Origin of the sequence: Rugamonas fusca (genome assembly GCF_014042365.1) — a bacterium.
Taxonomy (GTDB): Bacteria; Pseudomonadota; Gammaproteobacteria; order Burkholderiales; family Burkholderiaceae_D; genus Rugamonas; species Rugamonas fusca.
Map to the genome: position 1 here is coordinate 164,210 of NZ_JACEZS010000005.1, position 15,742 is coordinate 179,951.

The following is a 15,742-nucleotide window of genomic DNA, read 5'->3' on the forward strand; positions in this document are numbered from 1 at the left end:
CGTGGAATACAAGGATTACTACCAGACGCTGGGCGTGAAGAAGACGGCCACCGAGGATGAGATCAAGAAGGCGTACCGCAAGCTGGTGCGCAAGTACCATCCGGACGTCAGCAAGGAACCCGACGCGCAGAAGAAGACCCAGGAGCTGAACGAAGCCTACGGCGTGCTCGGTGACGCGGAAAAGCGCGCCGCCTACGACGAGCTGGGCCAAGGACACCATTACCGCGCCGGCCAGCAATTCCGGCCGCCGCCGGACTGGAGCCGCACCTACGGCACCGGCGACTTCGCCGGCAACGGCTTTGGCAATGGCGGCGCCGGCGCCAGCGACTTCTTCGCCGACCTGTTCGCCCACCTCGGTGGGCGCCGCCGTGCCGCGCCCACCCGCGGCGAGGACAGCCACGCCAGCATCGCCATCGACCTGGCCGACAGCTATCAAGGCGCTACCCGCCACATCACGCTTTACGTTCCCGAACGCGACGCGCACGACCGCATCATCACGCGCGAGCGCACGCTGAGCGTCAACATTCCCAAGGGCGTGACGGCGGGCCAGCAGTTGCGCCTGAGCGGGCAGGGGCAGCCCGGTGCGGCCGGGCCGGGTGATTTGTACCTGGAAATCCAGTTCACGCCCGATGCGCGCTACCGCGTGGACGGGCGCGACGTGTACGAGACGGTGCCGGTGGCGCCATGGGAGGCGGCGCTGGGGGCGGAGATCAACCTGCCCACGCCGTCGGGCAAGGTGACGGTGACGGTGCCGGCCGGTTCGCAGGCCGGGCGCAAGCTGCGCCTGCGTGGGCGTGGGATTCCCGGCAATCCGGCCGGTGACTTGTATCTGCTGCTGGAGGTGGTGCTGCCGCCGGCCGACAGCGCCCGGGCGCGCGAGCTGTACCAGGCGATGGCGCGCGACCTGGCTTTCAAACCGCGGGGAGGATAGGCGATGGGGCAGAACAACAACCTCAGCGGCGTGCTGCTCGATGACGTGGCGCTGACGCTGGAAGAACTGGCGCGCGCCTGCGACGTGGAGCCGGACTGGGTGGTGCAGCGCGTGCGCACCGGCATCCTGCTCGACAGTGCGCCCGAGGAAAGCGCAGCGTGGCGCTTCACCAGCGTGGACCTGGTGCGGGCGCGCCGGCTGCGCCAGGTCGAGTGCGACTTCGACGCCAATGACGACGTGGCCGCGCTGGTGGTCGACTTGTCCGACGAGATCCGGCGCCTGCGGGCCAGGATGCGCACGGCCGGCTTGCGCTAGGGCGCCGCGCGTGCGGCCTGGCGTGCCTGGTTCGCCAGGTGTGCAAAGCATGCCAGCCGCATCAAGGGCATCAATCGCGTCAACCGCGTCAACCGCGTTATGCGGGCGCGGGACCGGGCCGCCAGTCGCTGTCCGTGACGGGCGCGCCGGTCGCTTGCGCCGCCAGGAATTGTTGCATCAGCCACTTGCCGGCCGGGCCCGGCTCCCGGTCGCCGCGATGGATCAGGAACAGGGGGAACTGCTGGGCGCTGCCTTCGGCCAGGTCCAGCCGCACCAGCAGGCCCGCCGCCAGGTCGTCCTGGATCATGTGTTCGGGCATATTGCCCCAGCCGATACCGCTGCGCAGCAGCGCGTGCTTGGCGCCCAGGTCGCCCAGGCGCCAGTCGCGCAGCGCCATCACGCCGAAATCCTGGCCCTTGGTGAGCTGGCTGCGGTCGGTGATCACCAGTTGCGTGTGTTCGCGCAATTCGGCGCTCGCGATCTTGCCCTTGAGCTGCCCCAGCGGATGCAGCGGCGAGGCCACCGGCACCATGGTCATGTGGCCCAGGTGCTGGCGCTCGATGCTGTCGGGCAGGTTGGGCATCCAGCCGCTGATGCCGACGTGGCATTCGCCGTTCAGCACCAGTTCCGCGATGGCGCCCAGCGCCTCCATGCGCAGGCGCAGCGCCACGGTCGGGAACGCGCGCTGGAACGCGTGCAGGATCTGCACCAGCGTGCAGGTAGGGAACACCACTTCCACCGCCAGCGACACTTCCGCCTCCAGCCCGGACGACAGCGCCTTGGCGCGCGAGCGCATGCTGTCGACCTTGAGCGAGACGGCGCGCGCGTCGGCCAGCAGCGCCTTGCCCGCTTCCGTCAGCACGGGTTTGCGTTTGCCGCGGTCCAGCAGCACCACGTTGAGCTGTTCCTCCAGGTTGGCGATGGTGTAGCTGATCACGGACTGGGTGCGGTGCAGGGCCCGTGCCGCATGGGCAAAACCGCCATGGTCGATCACGGCGATGAAGACGCGCAATTGTTCGAGCGAGGGCAGGCCGGGGTCGCGCATATTCAGGAAGTCGATGTGATCGACGGTGATTGTATGAATCCGTCGATGCTAACCGGCTTGCACGGCGCTTACAAGGTCTTGCTGTACACCACCGAGCCGGGGAAGTCGGCCACCTGGTCGTACAGGGCGCGCGCCGTGCTGTTCGCCTCCCGCGTGTGCCAGTAGACGCGTTTGGCCCCGCCTTGCGCCGCCCCGGCGTACACGGCTTCGATCAGGCGCCGGCCCACGCCCTGGCCACGGGCCGTGTCCAGCGTGTACAGGTCTTGCATGTAGCAGATCGGTTCGATCAGGATGGTGTTGCGGTGGAACAGGTAATGGGCCAGGCCCAGCAGCTCGCCGTCGCGCTCGGCCACCAGGGCGTGCACGGGTTCGTTGGCGTCGAAGAAGCGCGACCACGTCGTCTCGACGATGGCGGCTGCCAGCGCCGTGGGGCCGGAGCGGCCGTAGAAGGCATTGTAGCCAGCCCACAGCACGGACCAGGCCGCGAAATCGGCCGGCCGCACGGGGCGAATGGTGAGATTGCTGCGCGGGTCTGCTGGGGGCGTGGTTTCCATGGTGCGCCGTGGTGGTGGAGGTGGTGCCGTGTATCATACTGTAATATTGTTTATATTGAATTCTCGGCCCTCCAGGGAGCACGACATGAAACGCCAGCTGCACTTGCTCGTCATCGATCCGCAGAACGATTTTTGCGATCTGCCCCCTGGTTATCTGCCGGACAATCCCGCTACCCGCCAGCCCTGTGCGCCCGCGCTGCCCGTGCCGGGCGCCCACCAGGACATGCTGCGCCTGGCCGGTCTGATCAACCGTGGCCGCCACGGTCTGACGGCGATCACCGTGACGCTCGATTCCCATCACCGGCTCGACATTGCCCACCCCACGTTCTGGCTGACCCATGACGGTAGCCCGGTGCCGCCGTTCACGCAGATTGCGGCGGCCGATGTGCGTGGCGGCACGTTCCTGCCGCGCCAGCCGGCCGCGCTGCCGCGTGCGCTGGCCTACCTGGACGCGCTGGAAGCGGTCGGACGCTACCAGCTGATGGCGTGGCCCGTGCACTGCGAGATCGGCAGCTGGGGCGCCAATGTGCACGACGACGTGCGCGCCGCCTACAACCGCTGGGAAGACGCCACCCAGTCCATCGTGGCCAAGGTGCACAAAGGTGCCAATCCGTGGACCGAGCATTATTCGGCCGTGCAGGCCGAAGTGCCGGACCCGGACGACCCCGCCACCCAGGTCAACGCGGCGTTGATCACCTCGCTGGCGGAGGCCGACCAGGTCTATATCGCCGGCGAAGCCGGCAGCCACTGCGTGCGCGCCACCACCGAGCACATCGTGCAGCAGTTCGGCGACGATCGGCTGGGCAAGCTGGTGCTGCTGACCGATTGCATGAGCCCGGTTGCCGGTTTCGAGCCGGCCTACCAGGAGTTCCTGGCCGCGATGCAGGCCCGCGGCGTACGGCTGGCCCAGTCCGGCGACGTGCTGCAGGAGTTGCTGCTCAACGCGGGGCGCTAGTGGCGTAAGATGCAGGCTGATCTTCAATTTTTTGGATACACCCGATGACGCCCATCGTCCGCAGCCTGCTGGAAACTGACTTGTACAAATTCACCATGTGGCAGGCGCTGCTGCATGGTCACCCGAATTCCCACACCGAGTACGAATTCGTGTGCCGCAACACACCCGTGTTTCCGCTGGCCGAACTGAAGGAGGAGGTGGAGCGCGAGCTGGACCACCTGTGCACGCTGTCGTTCGCGGAGGACGAGCTCGACTTCCTGCGCACGCTGCGCTACATGAAAAGCGACTTCGTCGATTTCCTCACCGTGTTCCGCTTCCAGCGCAAGTTCATCCAGGTCAGCACGGACGGCGATACGCTGGTGATCCACGCGGCCGGCCCGCAAGTGCACGTGATGGCGTTCGAGATTTTTGTGCTCTACATCGTCAACGAGCTGTATTTCCGCCGCTTTGAACGCGACGGCGCGCTGGCCGAAGGGCGCCAGCGGCTGGCGGCCAAGATCGCCCGGCTCAAGGCATTCAGCGTGCAGCCGGCGTTGCGCCATCCGTTCGAGTTTTCCGACTTCGGCCTGCGGCGCCGCTTTTCGTCGGCCTGGCATGATGAGGTGGTGTTCAAGCTGACGACCGAAGTGCCGCAGTATTTCAAGGGCACCTCCAACGTCTACCTGGCCAAGAAGTTCGGGCTGGTGCCGATCGGCACCATGGCCCATGAATACATGCAGTCGTTCCAGGCCTTCGGCGTGCGGCTGCGCGATTTCCAGAAGGCGGCGCTGGAGGACTGGGTGCAGGAATACCGGGGCGACCTGGGCATTGCGCTGACGGACGTGGTGGGCATGGATGCCTTCCTCGACGACTTCGACCTGTATTTCGCCAAGCTGTTCGACGGGCTGCGCCACGATTCGGGCGACCCCGTCGCGTGGGGCGAGAAGGCGCTGGCCCACTACGGGGCGCTGCGCATCGACAGCAATACCAAGCGCCTGGTGTTCTCCGATGCGCTTGATCTGGACAAGGCGCTGGCGTTGTACCGCCATTTCGCCGACCGCATCATGACCGGCTTTGGCATCGGCACCCACCTGACCAATGACGTGGGACTGACGCCGCTGAACATCGTGATGAAGCTGGTGGCCTGCAATGGCCAGTCCGTGGCCAAGCTATCGGATGCGCCCGGCAAAACCTTGTGCAAGGACGAGACCTTCCTGGCCTATCTGCGCCAGGTGTTTCACCATCCCGTCCTGTCGTGATACTTACTGACCGAAGCCGTTGACGACGGTCTCAAAGTGCTCGACCTTGGGCGGCTGGGCGAAGTGGCCGCCGACCAGGCCGCGCCAGTCCACGAAGCCCTGGCTGCCACGGAAATCAACCGTGTGGTTTTCCAGCGTGGCCCAGCCCACCACCAGGTGATAGGTGTCGGGCACTTCGATGTCGCGGTCGAGCCGCATCGACAAGCAACCCGTGGCGGCCTGGAAAATAGGGATGGCCTGGGCCACGGCGGCCTGGAAGGCGGCATGGGCGTCGGGTTTGATGTACAGCTCGGCGATTTCATAGATCATGGTGATGCGTCCTTTCGTAAGAATGCGGCCATTTTGCCTGAAACGGCCATTGTTTGCCTTGCCGCATTGCATTAAATCAAGCAATTGCTTTATTATTTGGGGTCCACCATCAAAGGAGTCGCCATGTACCGTTCCGTCTTCAAGCCCGGCCTGTTCCAGGATCAGCTCATCATCGTGACGGGAGGCGGCAGTGGCATCGGCCGCTGCACGGCGCACGAACTGGCGGCGCTGGGCGCCACCGTGGCGCTGGTGGGGCGCGACCCGGACAAGCTGGCGCGGGTGCGCGAGGAGATCGCGGCGGCCGGCGGCGTGGCCCAGGCGTGGCCCTGCAACATCCGCGACGAGGCGGCCGTGCAGGCGCTGGTGGCGGCCATCGTTGCCGAGCATGGCCGCATCGATGGCCTGGTCAACAACGCCGGCGGCCAGTTCCCGGCCCCGCTCAAGGATATTTCGCTCAAGGGCTGGGAAGCCGTGCTGCAGACTAACCTGACGGGCGGCTTCCTGATGGCGCGCGAGTGCCTGAACCAGGCCATGCAGGCCCGTGGCGGGGCGGTGGTCAACATCGTGGCCGACATGTGGGGCGGCATGCCCAACATGGGCCATTCGGGGGCGGCGCGGGCCGGCATGGTCAACTTCACGGAAACGGCCGCCTTCGAATGGGCCCAATACGGGGTGCGGGTGAACGCGGTGGCGCCCGGCTACGTGGCGTCGTCGGGCATGGATGCCTACCCGCCGTCGATGAAGCAGACCATCCAGCAATTCCCGCAGACGGTGCCGCTCAAGCGCTTTGGCACCGAGGCGGAAATCTCGGCCGCCATCGTGTTCCTGCTGTCGGAGGCGGCCGCGTTCATCACGGGTACCACCTTGCGCGTCGATGGCGGCCGGCCCAATGTGCGGCCGGGCATGCCGATGCCCTCGCTGCGTCACCCCAGCGCGCCGTTCGACGGCTTCCACCTGGCGCAGACGCCCAAGGTGCTGCGCGAGGATTAAGGTTCTGGCGTGCGCAGGATGAATTGCATGGCCGCGTCGGCCAGTTGGGCGATGTCGGCCCCGCCGTCGGCCTTGTACCATTGCACGGTCCAGTTCAGCGCGCCGAACATCAGCAGGCGGTCGAAGCGCGTGGGCAGGGCCCATTCGCCCGATGCGTGCAGCCGCGCGATCACCTCATCCCACACGGCTTCATAACGGTCCTTGAGCGCCACGATGCGGGCGCGCGAGGGCTCGTCCAGCGCCCGCGCCTCGTACAGCAGCACGGGAATGAAATGGTGGTCGGGCGCCAGCAGCGTGTGCAGATGCACTTCCACCAGTTGCCGCAGCATGGCGCGCGCGGGCAAGCCCTGGGCCGCGATGGCCTCGATCTGGGCCAGCGATTGCGCCACGCCCTGCTCCATGATGGCGGCCAGGATCTCCTGCTTGGTCTTGAAATGGTAGAACCAGCTGCCGGCCTGGATGCCGGTGGCGGCGGCGATGTCGCGCACGGTGGTATTGTCGTAGCCGCGTTCGCGGAACAACTGCGCCGATTTTTCGATCAGCTCGGCCCGCAGGTTGCCGCCGGCTCCCTTGAGCGGGCGGCCGCGTTTCTTGGGGCTGGCGGGATCGGAAGCGGGAACGGTGTGCATGGCGGCGGCGGCAAAAGCTGGAATGGACAGCATTTTAATGCAGGCCATGCCGCGACCGCCATCCGGCCACCGTGGCGGGACGCGCGTGACGCGCAAATAAAAGCCCGGACTGTTGTCCGGGCTGTGCTGACGACGGGTTGGAAGTCGCTTGGCTGGCAGCCCGCCGCGCCGGTCACGCTTTCCTCGGACGTGCCAGGAAGGCCAGGATGCCCAGACCCATGAGGAACATGCCATAGCTTTCCGGTTCCGGAACGGCCGGGATGTTCATCGACAGCAGGCTGCCGACTTTATCGGTGCCGTCGCCGTTGTAGAAAGCCAGCTTCAGGTGCGGATCGCTGAAGTCCTGCGTGCCGCCGGTGAAGGTGAAGTGGAACATCATGTTGTCGGCCAGTGCGATCCGGTTGGATGTGTTGGCGGCATAGAAGCAGGCGCGCTGAACCCCGTTGCTGCCGCCATCGCAGCCATTGGCGCTCAATTCGTTGGGCGAGAACGTCCACAGCGAGGCTGCCGTGGTATTTGGCGGGCCGGCTTCGCCCGACAGCGCGGCCGTGGTGAACGAACCGATGTCCTTCACTTGCAGCATGCCAATGTTGGTGGCGGTGGCCCAGTCACCGGTGCGGCCAGCCGCATCGATTTCCAGGGTCAACACATTGGCCGCTTCCGTGAAGGTGAAAGTCACGCCCTGATAGGTCAGGCTACCTGCGCTGGCGAGCGGTGCTGCGATCATGCCGGCCGCGAGCAGCAGGCTGCCGGCGGCTTTTTGGAAGATCATTTTTTGCATTTTAGTTCCCTCTTTTTTTAATATGTTACTGATCAACAACCAAGCTGAATTGCGACTTGGAAAATCGTCATCGCGAATCGAGCCCGACAATTCAATCTAGCAAAAAATAATACAAATTAAAGTACTATTTTCGCCATTTTGGTTTCTTAAGATAAACTGGCTATTGAATATCTATAACAGATAGTATGTTGGATATATCCTCCTTTCATTTTCATTGCCTGCTTTAATGCGATGGCATTGATTCTCAGTGGTCCGCGGAGGCAAGGTCCTGACACGGTGCGCTCGAGTTGTTATTCAATCAAATGGCCAGTTTATTTGATGGTCTTATATTTTTCATTTCCCCGCGTTATTTCTGTCTAATGGTTTTATTGTTAATAATACAAACTTATACTGTAAATACTATCATGTGAGAAGAGACGGAAGAATGTTTTTTATAATCGCAGAGGCTGTTTGCTTAAATTCCCTCAATAGCCGATGTTTCTTGATGTTGAGAGGTTTATTTCTGGGCGGATATTTGAAATTACAAACTTCAACTTATTCATTGCTCGGTCATTTCATTCTGTTTGGATGGATATTATTCCGCATGGAAATTTTATATTCGACTATATATAGTTCTTATTGGGCAATGCATGCGATTGTGAGGGAGAAATGCGCCACCATAGCGAACTGCCCGTCCAAGTCTATACGTGGTCGGATATAGCTTTCCGGATGGCAAAAAGTACGTTTTTTGTCAGACGGAATCGGTCTATGCACCTTCATTAACTTCACCTGTCTACAGAAAGGAAGATGTGCCGCACGGCATCATGCGATGGCTTGATATAAAGCAGATATGCCAACATGGACTATTCGCCATCGGTCGCCGCTGGGCGCGTCAAAACCGCAACAATGACATCGACTCCATGCACCGCGATGGCCGCCCTGACGGCCGAACAGGCCGAAGTCCTGGTTCCCATCGAACACTATTTCCTCGGCCATGCCCATGACGATGCGGCCCATATGCGGCTGGCGTTCCTGCCCAGCGCCCACATCGAGTCCATGCGCGACGGCCAGTTCACGTCCTGGCCGCTGGATGTGTACTGCGAGCGGTTCAAGGGCGTGCCGGCGGCCGACGAGGCAACGCGCCGCCGCACGGTGGACTGGATCGACGTGGCTGGCCTGTCGGCCTGCGCCCGCATCACCCTGGTGCATGGCGCCGTGACCTTCACCGACTATTTCGTGTTGCTCAAAACGGCCGACGGCTGGAAGATCGCCAACAAGGCATTCCACGGCCGCCCCAGCTGAGATTGTCGTTAGTTGTGGCGGCTTGATCCGGCTGTTCAAATGGGTTGTGGCAAAGTCCGGTGCCCTTGATACACTTGTTACATGCAAGCTGCCAGTGGCCGCTTGCTGCGCTGGCTGGCGACAGCCATGAAGGCAAGGCGAGGTGGCACATGGCGGAGCTAGCACAACCGGAGCAGCCGGTCTTTCTATCGACAGTACCGGCCGGGCCGCGCCAGCGGCGCATGGCGTATGGCGTGGTCATCCTGTCGGTGCTCATCTTCATGGCCGCGGCCCCGTTCGCCAAGGTGCAGTTGCAGCGCGTGTGGGCCTTCATTCCCGCGTATGAATCGGCACTGGTGATCTGTGATCTGATCACGGCCTCGCTGTTGTTTGGCCAGTTCCATTCCTTCCAGGTCCGCTCCCTGTACGTGCTCGCCTGCGGCTACCTGTTCACGGCCCTGACGGCCTGTGTGCACCTGCTGACCTTCCCTGGGGTATTCGATGCCGGCGGCTTGCTGGGCGCCGGGCCGCAGACGACGGCGTGGCTGTACATGGTGTGGCACGGCGGCTTCCCCCTGTTCGTGATCGCCTACGCCCTGCTCAGGCGCAGTCCCGTGGACGACGTGCTGCCCATCCGCCGCACCAGCCTGATGATCGTGCTGGGCGGGCTGCTGGTGTTGGCGGTGGTGGCGGCGCAAACCCTGCTGGTGACGCGCTTTCAGGCGGTCCTTCCGTCGATTATGGTGGCGGACCGTTACACGCCGGTGATGCTTACCGTGGTGGGCACGGTTTGGTGCCTGAGCCTGCTGGCGCTGGTGGCCGTCTGGCGCTGCGGCGTGCGCTCGGTGCTGGACTTGTGGCTGATCGTGGTGATGTGGGTCTGGGTGGTCGATGTGGCGTTGTCGGCCATGCTCAACGGCGGCCGCTTCGACGTGGGGTTCTATGTGGGCCGGCTCTACGGCCTGCTGGCGGCCAGTTTCGTGCTCATGGTGTTGCTGGCCGAGAGTGGCATGATGTACAGCAGCCTGTTGGACATGATGGAACGGCTGCGCCGCATCAACCTGACGGACGGTTTGACGGGGATCACCAACCGGCGCGCGTTCGATGCCGAGCTGCAGCTGGAGTGGCGCCGTGCCCTGCGTGGCCATGCGCCACTGGCGCTGCTCATGATCGACGTGGACTACTTCAAGACCTACAACGATACCCATGGCCATGTGGCCGGCGACAGTTGCCTGCGCGCCGTGGCGCAGGCGCTGGCGGGCGCCTCGCACCGGGCCGGTGACATGGTGGCACGCTATGGCGGCGAGGAATTTGTCGCGCTCTTGCCGCAGACGGGCCTGGCCGACGCCGAGCTGATCGCCCAGCGCATGCGGCTGGCCGTGGCGAACCTGGGCATCCCCCATGCCGGCACGGCTGGCTGGCCGCAGGTGACGGTGAGCATAGGCGTGGTGGCGGCCAGTTGCCGCGCGGCTGACACGGAATCGGGCCAGGCCGGGCAACTGCAACCGCCAGCCACCTTGCTGGTGGAGGCGGCCGACAAGGCCCTGTATGTGGCCAAGGCCGCGGGCCGCAACCGCATCTCCGCCAATGGCTTGCGCGTGGCCGACACCCATGCACCCCATCCGGCCTGACGGCGGCGGAACATTGAAGCAGGTGGCAGGTCTAATCCCTGAGCGCTGATGGTGGCGCCGGGAGGAGAGGTATGGCCACGGCGAAGGAACAGGATGGCTGGGACGCGCTGGGCGAGCGGCTGCGTGACAAGCGGCGCCATATCGCGGCGTTCATCCGCAAGGCCAGCGCGCGCGGTGCGGGGCTGACCAATACCGGCATCGTCGCCAGCGCGCTGGCGGCGGTGCTGACGGCGGCGCCGGCACTGGGTGGTGCGCGCCTGACGCAGGCGCTCGGCTCGGCTGGCGAGAACAGCCCCAGCTGGCGCATCCTGTGCGCCCTGGCCAGCCTGTGCTCGCTGGTGGCGGCCATCGCCACCAATATGCTGCGCAGCCACGACATCGCGGCCCGGCTGGCCAAGGCGCAAGCTGTCGACGCCCGGCTGGAGGGCCTGGAATTATTGGTTGAACTGCGCCAGCTCACGCTCAAGGACGCCACGGCGCGCTACGAAAGCGCGATACCGGAAGTGGCCTTCATCGCGCCGGAACCGTAGCGGCGCCGGCGCGCCAGCTGTGCTCAGGCGGCCTCGTCCTGTGCGCGGTCCACCACCACGCAGTCGCGTCCGGCGTGCTTGGCCGCGTACAGGGCGCGGTCGGCCGCGCCCAGCAAGCTCTCCGCGTCGGCCAGCCGGTTCTTGTCGAAGCTGGCCACGCCGATGCTCATGGTCACGTGGTTGCGCACGGCCGCCGGCGCGTGCGTGATGCCCAGCGCCGCGATGCGGGCCCGGATCGCCTCCGCGTGTTGCTGGGCCTGCTGCGGGCCCGTATCGGGCAGCACGGCGGCGAATTCCTCGCCGCCGTAGCGGGCTGCCAGGTCGGCCGGACGCTGCAGCATGCCGGCGAACGCTTCGGCGACCAGGCTCAGGCAGGCGTCGCCTTGCTGGTGGCCGAAGTGGTCGTTGTAGGCCTTGAAGGAATCGATGTCCATCAACAGCAACGACAGTTCGTTGCCGTTGCGGTGCGCGCGCCGCAGTTCGCGGTCCAGCGCCACGTCGAAATGGCGGCGGTTGGCGATGCCGGTCAGGCCGTCCACGTAGGACTGGGCGCGCAACGCCTCGGCCTGGCCGCGCAACTGGCGCTCGCGGCCCACCGTGGTGCTCACGTCGCTCACTTCGATCAGGCAATAGCGCTCCTTGCCTTCCGTGAACGGGGTGACGGACACGCTCTGTTCCATCCGTTCACCGCCCCAGGTGCCGGTGGGGTAGAGCGCGAACGGGGTGCGGTTCAGCGCCTGCGGCAGCTGGGTGGGCAGGTTGTTGACCAGGGCCGTGTGCACGGCTTGCTCGAGCCGCTGGCCGCGCAATTCCGGGATCAGGTCGAACAGTTCATTGCCTTGCACGCGGCTGGCGGACCAGCCCGAGTGGCTGGCCATCCACTGGTTCCACAGCACGATCTGCTGGCTGGCATCGAGCACCACCAGGCCCAGGTTGGCCAGGCCCAGCACGCGTTCGAACAGCTTGGGATGGATCATGGGCGGACCTCCAGGGGATGGCGGGCGGGCAGGGGACGGATGGCTTCTTGCATGCGGTTCTTCCAGACGGGAACAGGTTGCGTCAATGGCTAGTGCAACATTGCAAGATTATATGCGCTTGGGGGCGGGCTGCGGGGCTTAGTTGCGCAAGGCGGCGGGGCCGCCGCGCGCTTTGCGGCGCCCCAGCCACAGCACCAGGCCGGTGATCATGAAGGCCAGCGGCGCCAGTCCGGACAAGGACACCAGCAGCCGCCCCGCCAGCCCGAACGCCTCGCCCGTATGGAGCGGGAATTGCCAGTTGAGGAAGGCGTCGCCGGGGGCGGCGGCCAGCGGATCGCGCACGCGCAGCACGGCGCCGCTGTAGGCATCGACGCTGATGCGGGTACTGCCGTCGCCGGCGCGGATTTCACCGGGCTGGCGCAGGCGGATTTCGTAGGGCGCCCTGGCTGAGCCCAGCGACAGGCGCGACAGGCGGCCTTGCGGCATTTGCCGCTGGGCCGCTTCCAGCGCCGCCGCCACGCCGATCGTCTGGCGGCCCGCGGCCGGTCCGTTGGCGGCCTTGGCCTCATGTTCCAGCGTCGCCACCGCCCCCACCACCGGACGCACCCAGTCGGGCAGGTTCATCGCCATGCCGGTGAAGCCCAGCACGGCCAGTACCGGCGTCAGGAAAAAGCCGGCCGAGCGGTGCAGGCTGTAGTGGAACTGGCGCGACGTGGGCGCGCCCCGCACGCTCACGGCCTTGCGCAGGCTGGCCAGCGTGGGTTTCGGCCACCACAGCACCAGGCCCAGCAGCGATGTCAGCGTCAGCAGCAGGCCGGCGATGCCGGTCACGGTCTTGCCGACCTCGCCCGCGAACAGGTAACGGTGCAGGTGGAACAGGGCAGGCATCAACAGTGGACGCGACAGCCCGAATTCGCCGTAGTTGCGCTCACCCAGGATGGCCAGCGTGTAGCGGTCCAGCATGACCTGGCGTGGCCTGGGCATGGCGAAGCTGCCCCGGTTCTTGGCGGGCTTGCGGTACCAGGCCACGTAGACCTCGTCCGCCGCGTACGGCAGTTGCAGCAGCGTGGGCTGGCCGTAACCGGGCGCGGCGGCCAGGCGCTCGACGGCGGCCTGCACCTGGGCCGGCGTGGGCGCCACGTCCTCCTTGCCGGCCGCGCCGCGCGAACGCAGCAGGGCGGGATTGAGCGCGCCATCGAGTTCATCGGTCCAGGCGATGGCCGCGCCGGTCAGGCCGGCCAGCACGAAGATCGCCCCGAAGACCAGGGACACATACAGGTGTAGCGTGCGCAGCCGCGCACGCAGCAAACCAGTCAGCATATTTTCTTGGCAGTAGTAAAAATTGCTTGAGATTATAAATGATAATCATTATCATTTGCGTTTCTGTTTGTATCATTTTGTAGAGGAGTGAAGTATGACCACGCTGCATCCCCTGGCCCGTGCCGTTGCACTGGCATGTCTGGTCTTGTCCGGCGGCGCGGCGCTGGCGCAGAGCGCCGATGAGCCGGTCAAGGAGGTCGTCGTGACGGCGACCCGCAACAGCAAGAGCGTGGACAGGATTCCGGGCGCCGTCAGCGTGATTTCGCAACAAGAGCTGGCTACCCAATACCTGCTGGCCGACGATCCGTCGGCGGCGCTGGCCACCTACATTCCCGGCTACGCGCCGAGCCGCCAGAAAATGAGTTCCACCGGCGAATCGCTGCGTGGGCGCAACGCGCTGATCCTGCTGGACGGCGTGCCGCAAACCAACCCGCTGCGCGGCGGCATGCGCGAAGGCTATATGGCCGATACCGCCATCATCGAGCGGGTGGAGGTGATCAACGGCGCCTCGGCCATGCAGGGCATGGGCGCCACCGGCGGCATCATCAACTACATCACCAGGTCGCCGAAGGCCGATGGCACGACGCAGTCGGTCAACGTGCGCATGGCCTCCCAGTTGCGCGGCGACAGCCTGGACTGGAAGACCGGCTACAGCCTGCAGCACAAAGCAGGCGACTTCGACCTGCTGGCCTTCGGCGGCATCCAGCGGCGCGGTCTCGGCTACGATGGCAATGGCCGCGCGCTGGGCATCGAAACCGTGCAAGGCGACACCATGGACTCCCAGGGCACCGACCTGTTCTTCAAGATCGGCAGGAATATCGGCGACCAGCGCCTGCAGCTGACCATCAACCGCTTCCGCATGGCAGGCGAGGGCGACTATGCGCCGGTCAATGCCAACTTTGCGGCAGGCATCCCCACCAGTTCCACGGCCGGCACGCCGCCAGGCGCGGCGCCGCGCAACAAGGTGGAAACCAGCAGCCTGGAATACCGCCACAACGATCTGCTGGGCGGCAGCTTCAACGCCCAGGTGTTCAAGCAGGATTTCGCCGCGCTGTATGGCGCCACCAATACGTCGACGTTCCAGGATACGGCGATCGCGCCGAAAGACACGCTGTACGACCAGTCGGAAGTGGTCGCCAACAAGCATGGCGTCAAGCTGACCTATGTGCGGCCCGATACGCTGGTCGCGGGGCTGGAATTGACGGCCGGCCTGGATTACCTGCGCGACCGCACCAGGCAGTGGCTGGCCGGCACCGGGCGCACCTGGGTGCCGACGCTGGACTTCACGTCGCTGGCCCCGTTCACGCAACTTGAATATGAAATCGGGCCACTGACCGTGCGCGGCGGGGTGCGCCATGAGGATGCGAAACTCAGCGTCGGCACGTACACCACGCTGGCCGCCTACAACAGCCGCGTGGTGCAGGGCGGTGAGCGTTCGTTCACCAAGGACGTGAAAAATATTGGCGCGGTGTGGCGCTTCAGTCCGAACTGGTCGGCCTTCTTGTCCAGCGCGGAAGGCTTCGGCCTGCCCGACGTGGGCCTGGTACTGCGTGCCGTGAAACTGCCGGGGCAATCGGTGGCGACGCTGTTCGACATGGAACCCATCATCACGCGCAACAATGAGGTCGGCGTGAACTGGCGCGGCGCGATGGGCAGCCTGGGCGCATCATTCTACGATTCGCGCTCCAGGCTCGGCAGCGTACTGCGCGTCAATGCCGCCGGCATCGGCCAGCTCGACCGCGTGCCGACGACGGTGCGCGGCTGGGAAGTGTCGGGCGAGCTGCGCGCGTCGAAGCAATTGTCGGCGTTTGGTTCCTACGCGCGCACCATGGGCAAAACCGCCACTGCCGCCGGCGCGCCGATGGATGTGGCGCCGGGCGCGCGCTCGCAAGGCCCGGACAAGCTGGTGGCCGGCGCCAACTGGCGCGTCATGCCGAAGGCGAATGTGCGCTTGCAGGCGATCACGTTGTTCGACCGCGATATCAACATCGGCCGCGTGGTCGGCACCAGCAACCTGGAGGAGCATTTCAAGGGCTACACGCTGGTGGACCTGGCGCTCAACCATGATGTCGCATGGGGCAAGCTGGGGGTGGGGGTAGAGAACCTGGCCGACCGCCAGTACATTGGCTACTATCCGCAGTCGGCCAGCTACAAGGATGCGAGCGCGTATTTCGCGGGCCGGGGGCGGACTTTGTCGGTGAGCTTGACGCGCAGTTTCTAGGCGAGGCTGTGGCAGCGCGCATTGGCCCGCAGGTTTCGCGAGTTTGCACATGGGCT

The 15,742-nt window shown here is 65.1% G+C and carries 16 protein-coding genes; 9 read left to right on the forward strand and 7 right to left on the reverse strand.

The window, feature by feature from the left end; genetic code table 11:
• The first annotated feature begins 1 nt into the window (after position 1).
• Positions 2–931, forward strand: a complete 930-nt coding sequence (locus H3H36_RS08295; protein ID WP_182216151.1) for a DnaJ C-terminal domain-containing protein — start codon at positions 2–4, stop codon at positions 929–931.
• A 3-nt stretch (positions 932–934) separates the two neighbouring features.
• The gene (locus tag H3H36_RS08300) at positions 935–1,246 is read left to right on the forward strand and encodes a chaperone modulator CbpM (protein ID WP_182216153.1); all 312 of its coding nucleotides are present in this window, start codon (positions 935–937) and stop codon (positions 1,244–1,246) included.
• 97 nt (positions 1,247–1,343) lie between these two features.
• Here H3H36_RS08300 and H3H36_RS08305 read toward each other — a convergent pair whose 3' ends face one another.
• Together H3H36_RS08305 and H3H36_RS08310 are read right to left on the reverse strand one after the other, a co-directional pair.
• Positions 1,344–2,291 carry a LysR family transcriptional regulator gene (locus H3H36_RS08305; RefSeq protein WP_182216156.1) on the reverse strand — a complete coding sequence of 316 codons (948 nt, stop codon included), beginning with the start codon at positions 2,289–2,291 and terminating at the stop codon, positions 1,344–1,346.
• 68 nt (positions 2,292–2,359) lie between these two features.
• Entirely contained in the window at positions 2,360–2,845 is a 486-nt protein-coding gene (locus tag H3H36_RS08310; RefSeq protein ID WP_182216158.1) for a GNAT family N-acetyltransferase, read from the reverse strand.
• 85 nt (positions 2,846–2,930) lie between these two features.
• Between H3H36_RS08310 and H3H36_RS08315 the strand changes: the two genes are divergently transcribed.
• Complete coding sequence (locus H3H36_RS08315; RefSeq protein WP_182216160.1) at positions 2,931–3,800, forward strand: cysteine hydrolase family protein; 870 nt, start codon at positions 2,931–2,933, stop codon at positions 3,798–3,800.
• Positions 3,801–3,844: 44 nt separating this feature from the next.
• Positions 3,845–5,038: a nicotinate phosphoribosyltransferase gene (gene pncB, locus H3H36_RS08320; RefSeq protein ID WP_182216163.1), complete on the forward strand. Its 1,194-nt coding sequence runs from the start codon at positions 3,845–3,847 to the stop codon at positions 5,036–5,038.
• A gap of 3 nt (positions 5,039–5,041) precedes the next feature.
• Here the strand turns inward: pncB and H3H36_RS08325 are convergent, their stop codons facing one another.
• Positions 5,042–5,347: an antibiotic biosynthesis monooxygenase family protein gene (locus H3H36_RS08325; RefSeq protein ID WP_182216165.1), complete on the reverse strand. Its 306-nt coding sequence runs from the start codon at positions 5,345–5,347 to the stop codon at positions 5,042–5,044.
• A 123-nt stretch (positions 5,348–5,470) separates the two neighbouring features.
• Between H3H36_RS08325 and H3H36_RS08330 the strand changes: the two genes are divergently transcribed.
• On the forward strand, positions 5,471–6,337 hold the full coding sequence (locus tag H3H36_RS08330) for an SDR family oxidoreductase (RefSeq protein WP_182216167.1): 867 nt from the start codon (positions 5,471–5,473) through the stop codon (positions 6,335–6,337).
• Here the strand turns inward: H3H36_RS08330 and H3H36_RS08335 are convergent.
• Entirely contained in the window at positions 6,334–6,966 is a 633-nt protein-coding gene (locus H3H36_RS08335; protein WP_182216295.1) for a TetR/AcrR family transcriptional regulator, read from the reverse strand. The genes H3H36_RS08330 and H3H36_RS08335 overlap by 4 nt on opposite strands.
• A 172-nt stretch (positions 6,967–7,138) precedes the next feature.
• Positions 7,139–7,837 carry a PEP-CTERM sorting domain-containing protein gene (locus H3H36_RS26930; RefSeq protein ID WP_229219810.1) on the reverse strand — a complete coding sequence of 233 codons (699 nt, stop codon included), beginning with the start codon at positions 7,835–7,837 and terminating at the stop codon, positions 7,139–7,141.
• A 795-nt stretch (positions 7,838–8,632) separates the two neighbouring features.
• On the opposite strand from H3H36_RS26930, the gene H3H36_RS08345 reads away from it, so the two are divergent.
• The 3 genes from H3H36_RS08345 (at position 8,633) to H3H36_RS08355 (ending at position 11,168) form a co-directional block, all read left to right on the forward strand.
• Positions 8,633–9,028, forward strand: a complete 396-nt coding sequence (locus H3H36_RS08345) for a nuclear transport factor 2 family protein (RefSeq protein ID WP_229219811.1) — start codon at positions 8,633–8,635, stop codon at positions 9,026–9,028.
• Between the two features lie 149 nt (positions 9,029–9,177).
• Positions 9,178–10,638, forward strand: a complete 1,461-nt coding sequence (locus tag H3H36_RS08350; RefSeq protein WP_311196604.1) for a GGDEF domain-containing protein — start codon at positions 9,178–9,180, stop codon at positions 10,636–10,638.
• Positions 10,639–10,709: 71 nt separating this feature from the next.
• Positions 10,710–11,168, forward strand: a complete 459-nt coding sequence (locus H3H36_RS08355; protein ID WP_182216169.1) for a hypothetical protein — start codon at positions 10,710–10,712, stop codon at positions 11,166–11,168.
• Between the two features lie 23 nt (positions 11,169–11,191).
• Here the strand turns inward: H3H36_RS08355 and H3H36_RS08360 are convergent, their stop codons facing one another.
• Together H3H36_RS08360 and H3H36_RS08365 are read right to left on the reverse strand one after the other, a co-directional pair.
• On the reverse strand, positions 11,192–12,145 hold the full coding sequence (locus tag H3H36_RS08360; protein ID WP_182216171.1) for a sensor domain-containing diguanylate cyclase: 954 nt from the start codon (positions 12,143–12,145) through the stop codon (positions 11,192–11,194).
• Between the two features lie 138 nt (positions 12,146–12,283).
• A complete protein-coding gene (locus H3H36_RS08365) occupies positions 12,284–13,465 on the reverse strand; it encodes a PepSY-associated TM helix domain-containing protein (RefSeq protein ID WP_182216173.1) in 1,182 nt (393 codons plus the stop codon).
• Positions 13,466–13,559: 94 nt separating this feature from the next.
• Here H3H36_RS08365 and H3H36_RS08370 point away from each other — a divergent pair, with 94 nt between their 5' ends.
• Positions 13,560–15,686, forward strand: a complete 2,127-nt coding sequence (locus tag H3H36_RS08370; RefSeq protein ID WP_229219812.1) for a TonB-dependent receptor — start codon at positions 13,560–13,562, stop codon at positions 15,684–15,686.
• Positions 15,687–15,742 lie beyond the last annotated feature (56 nt).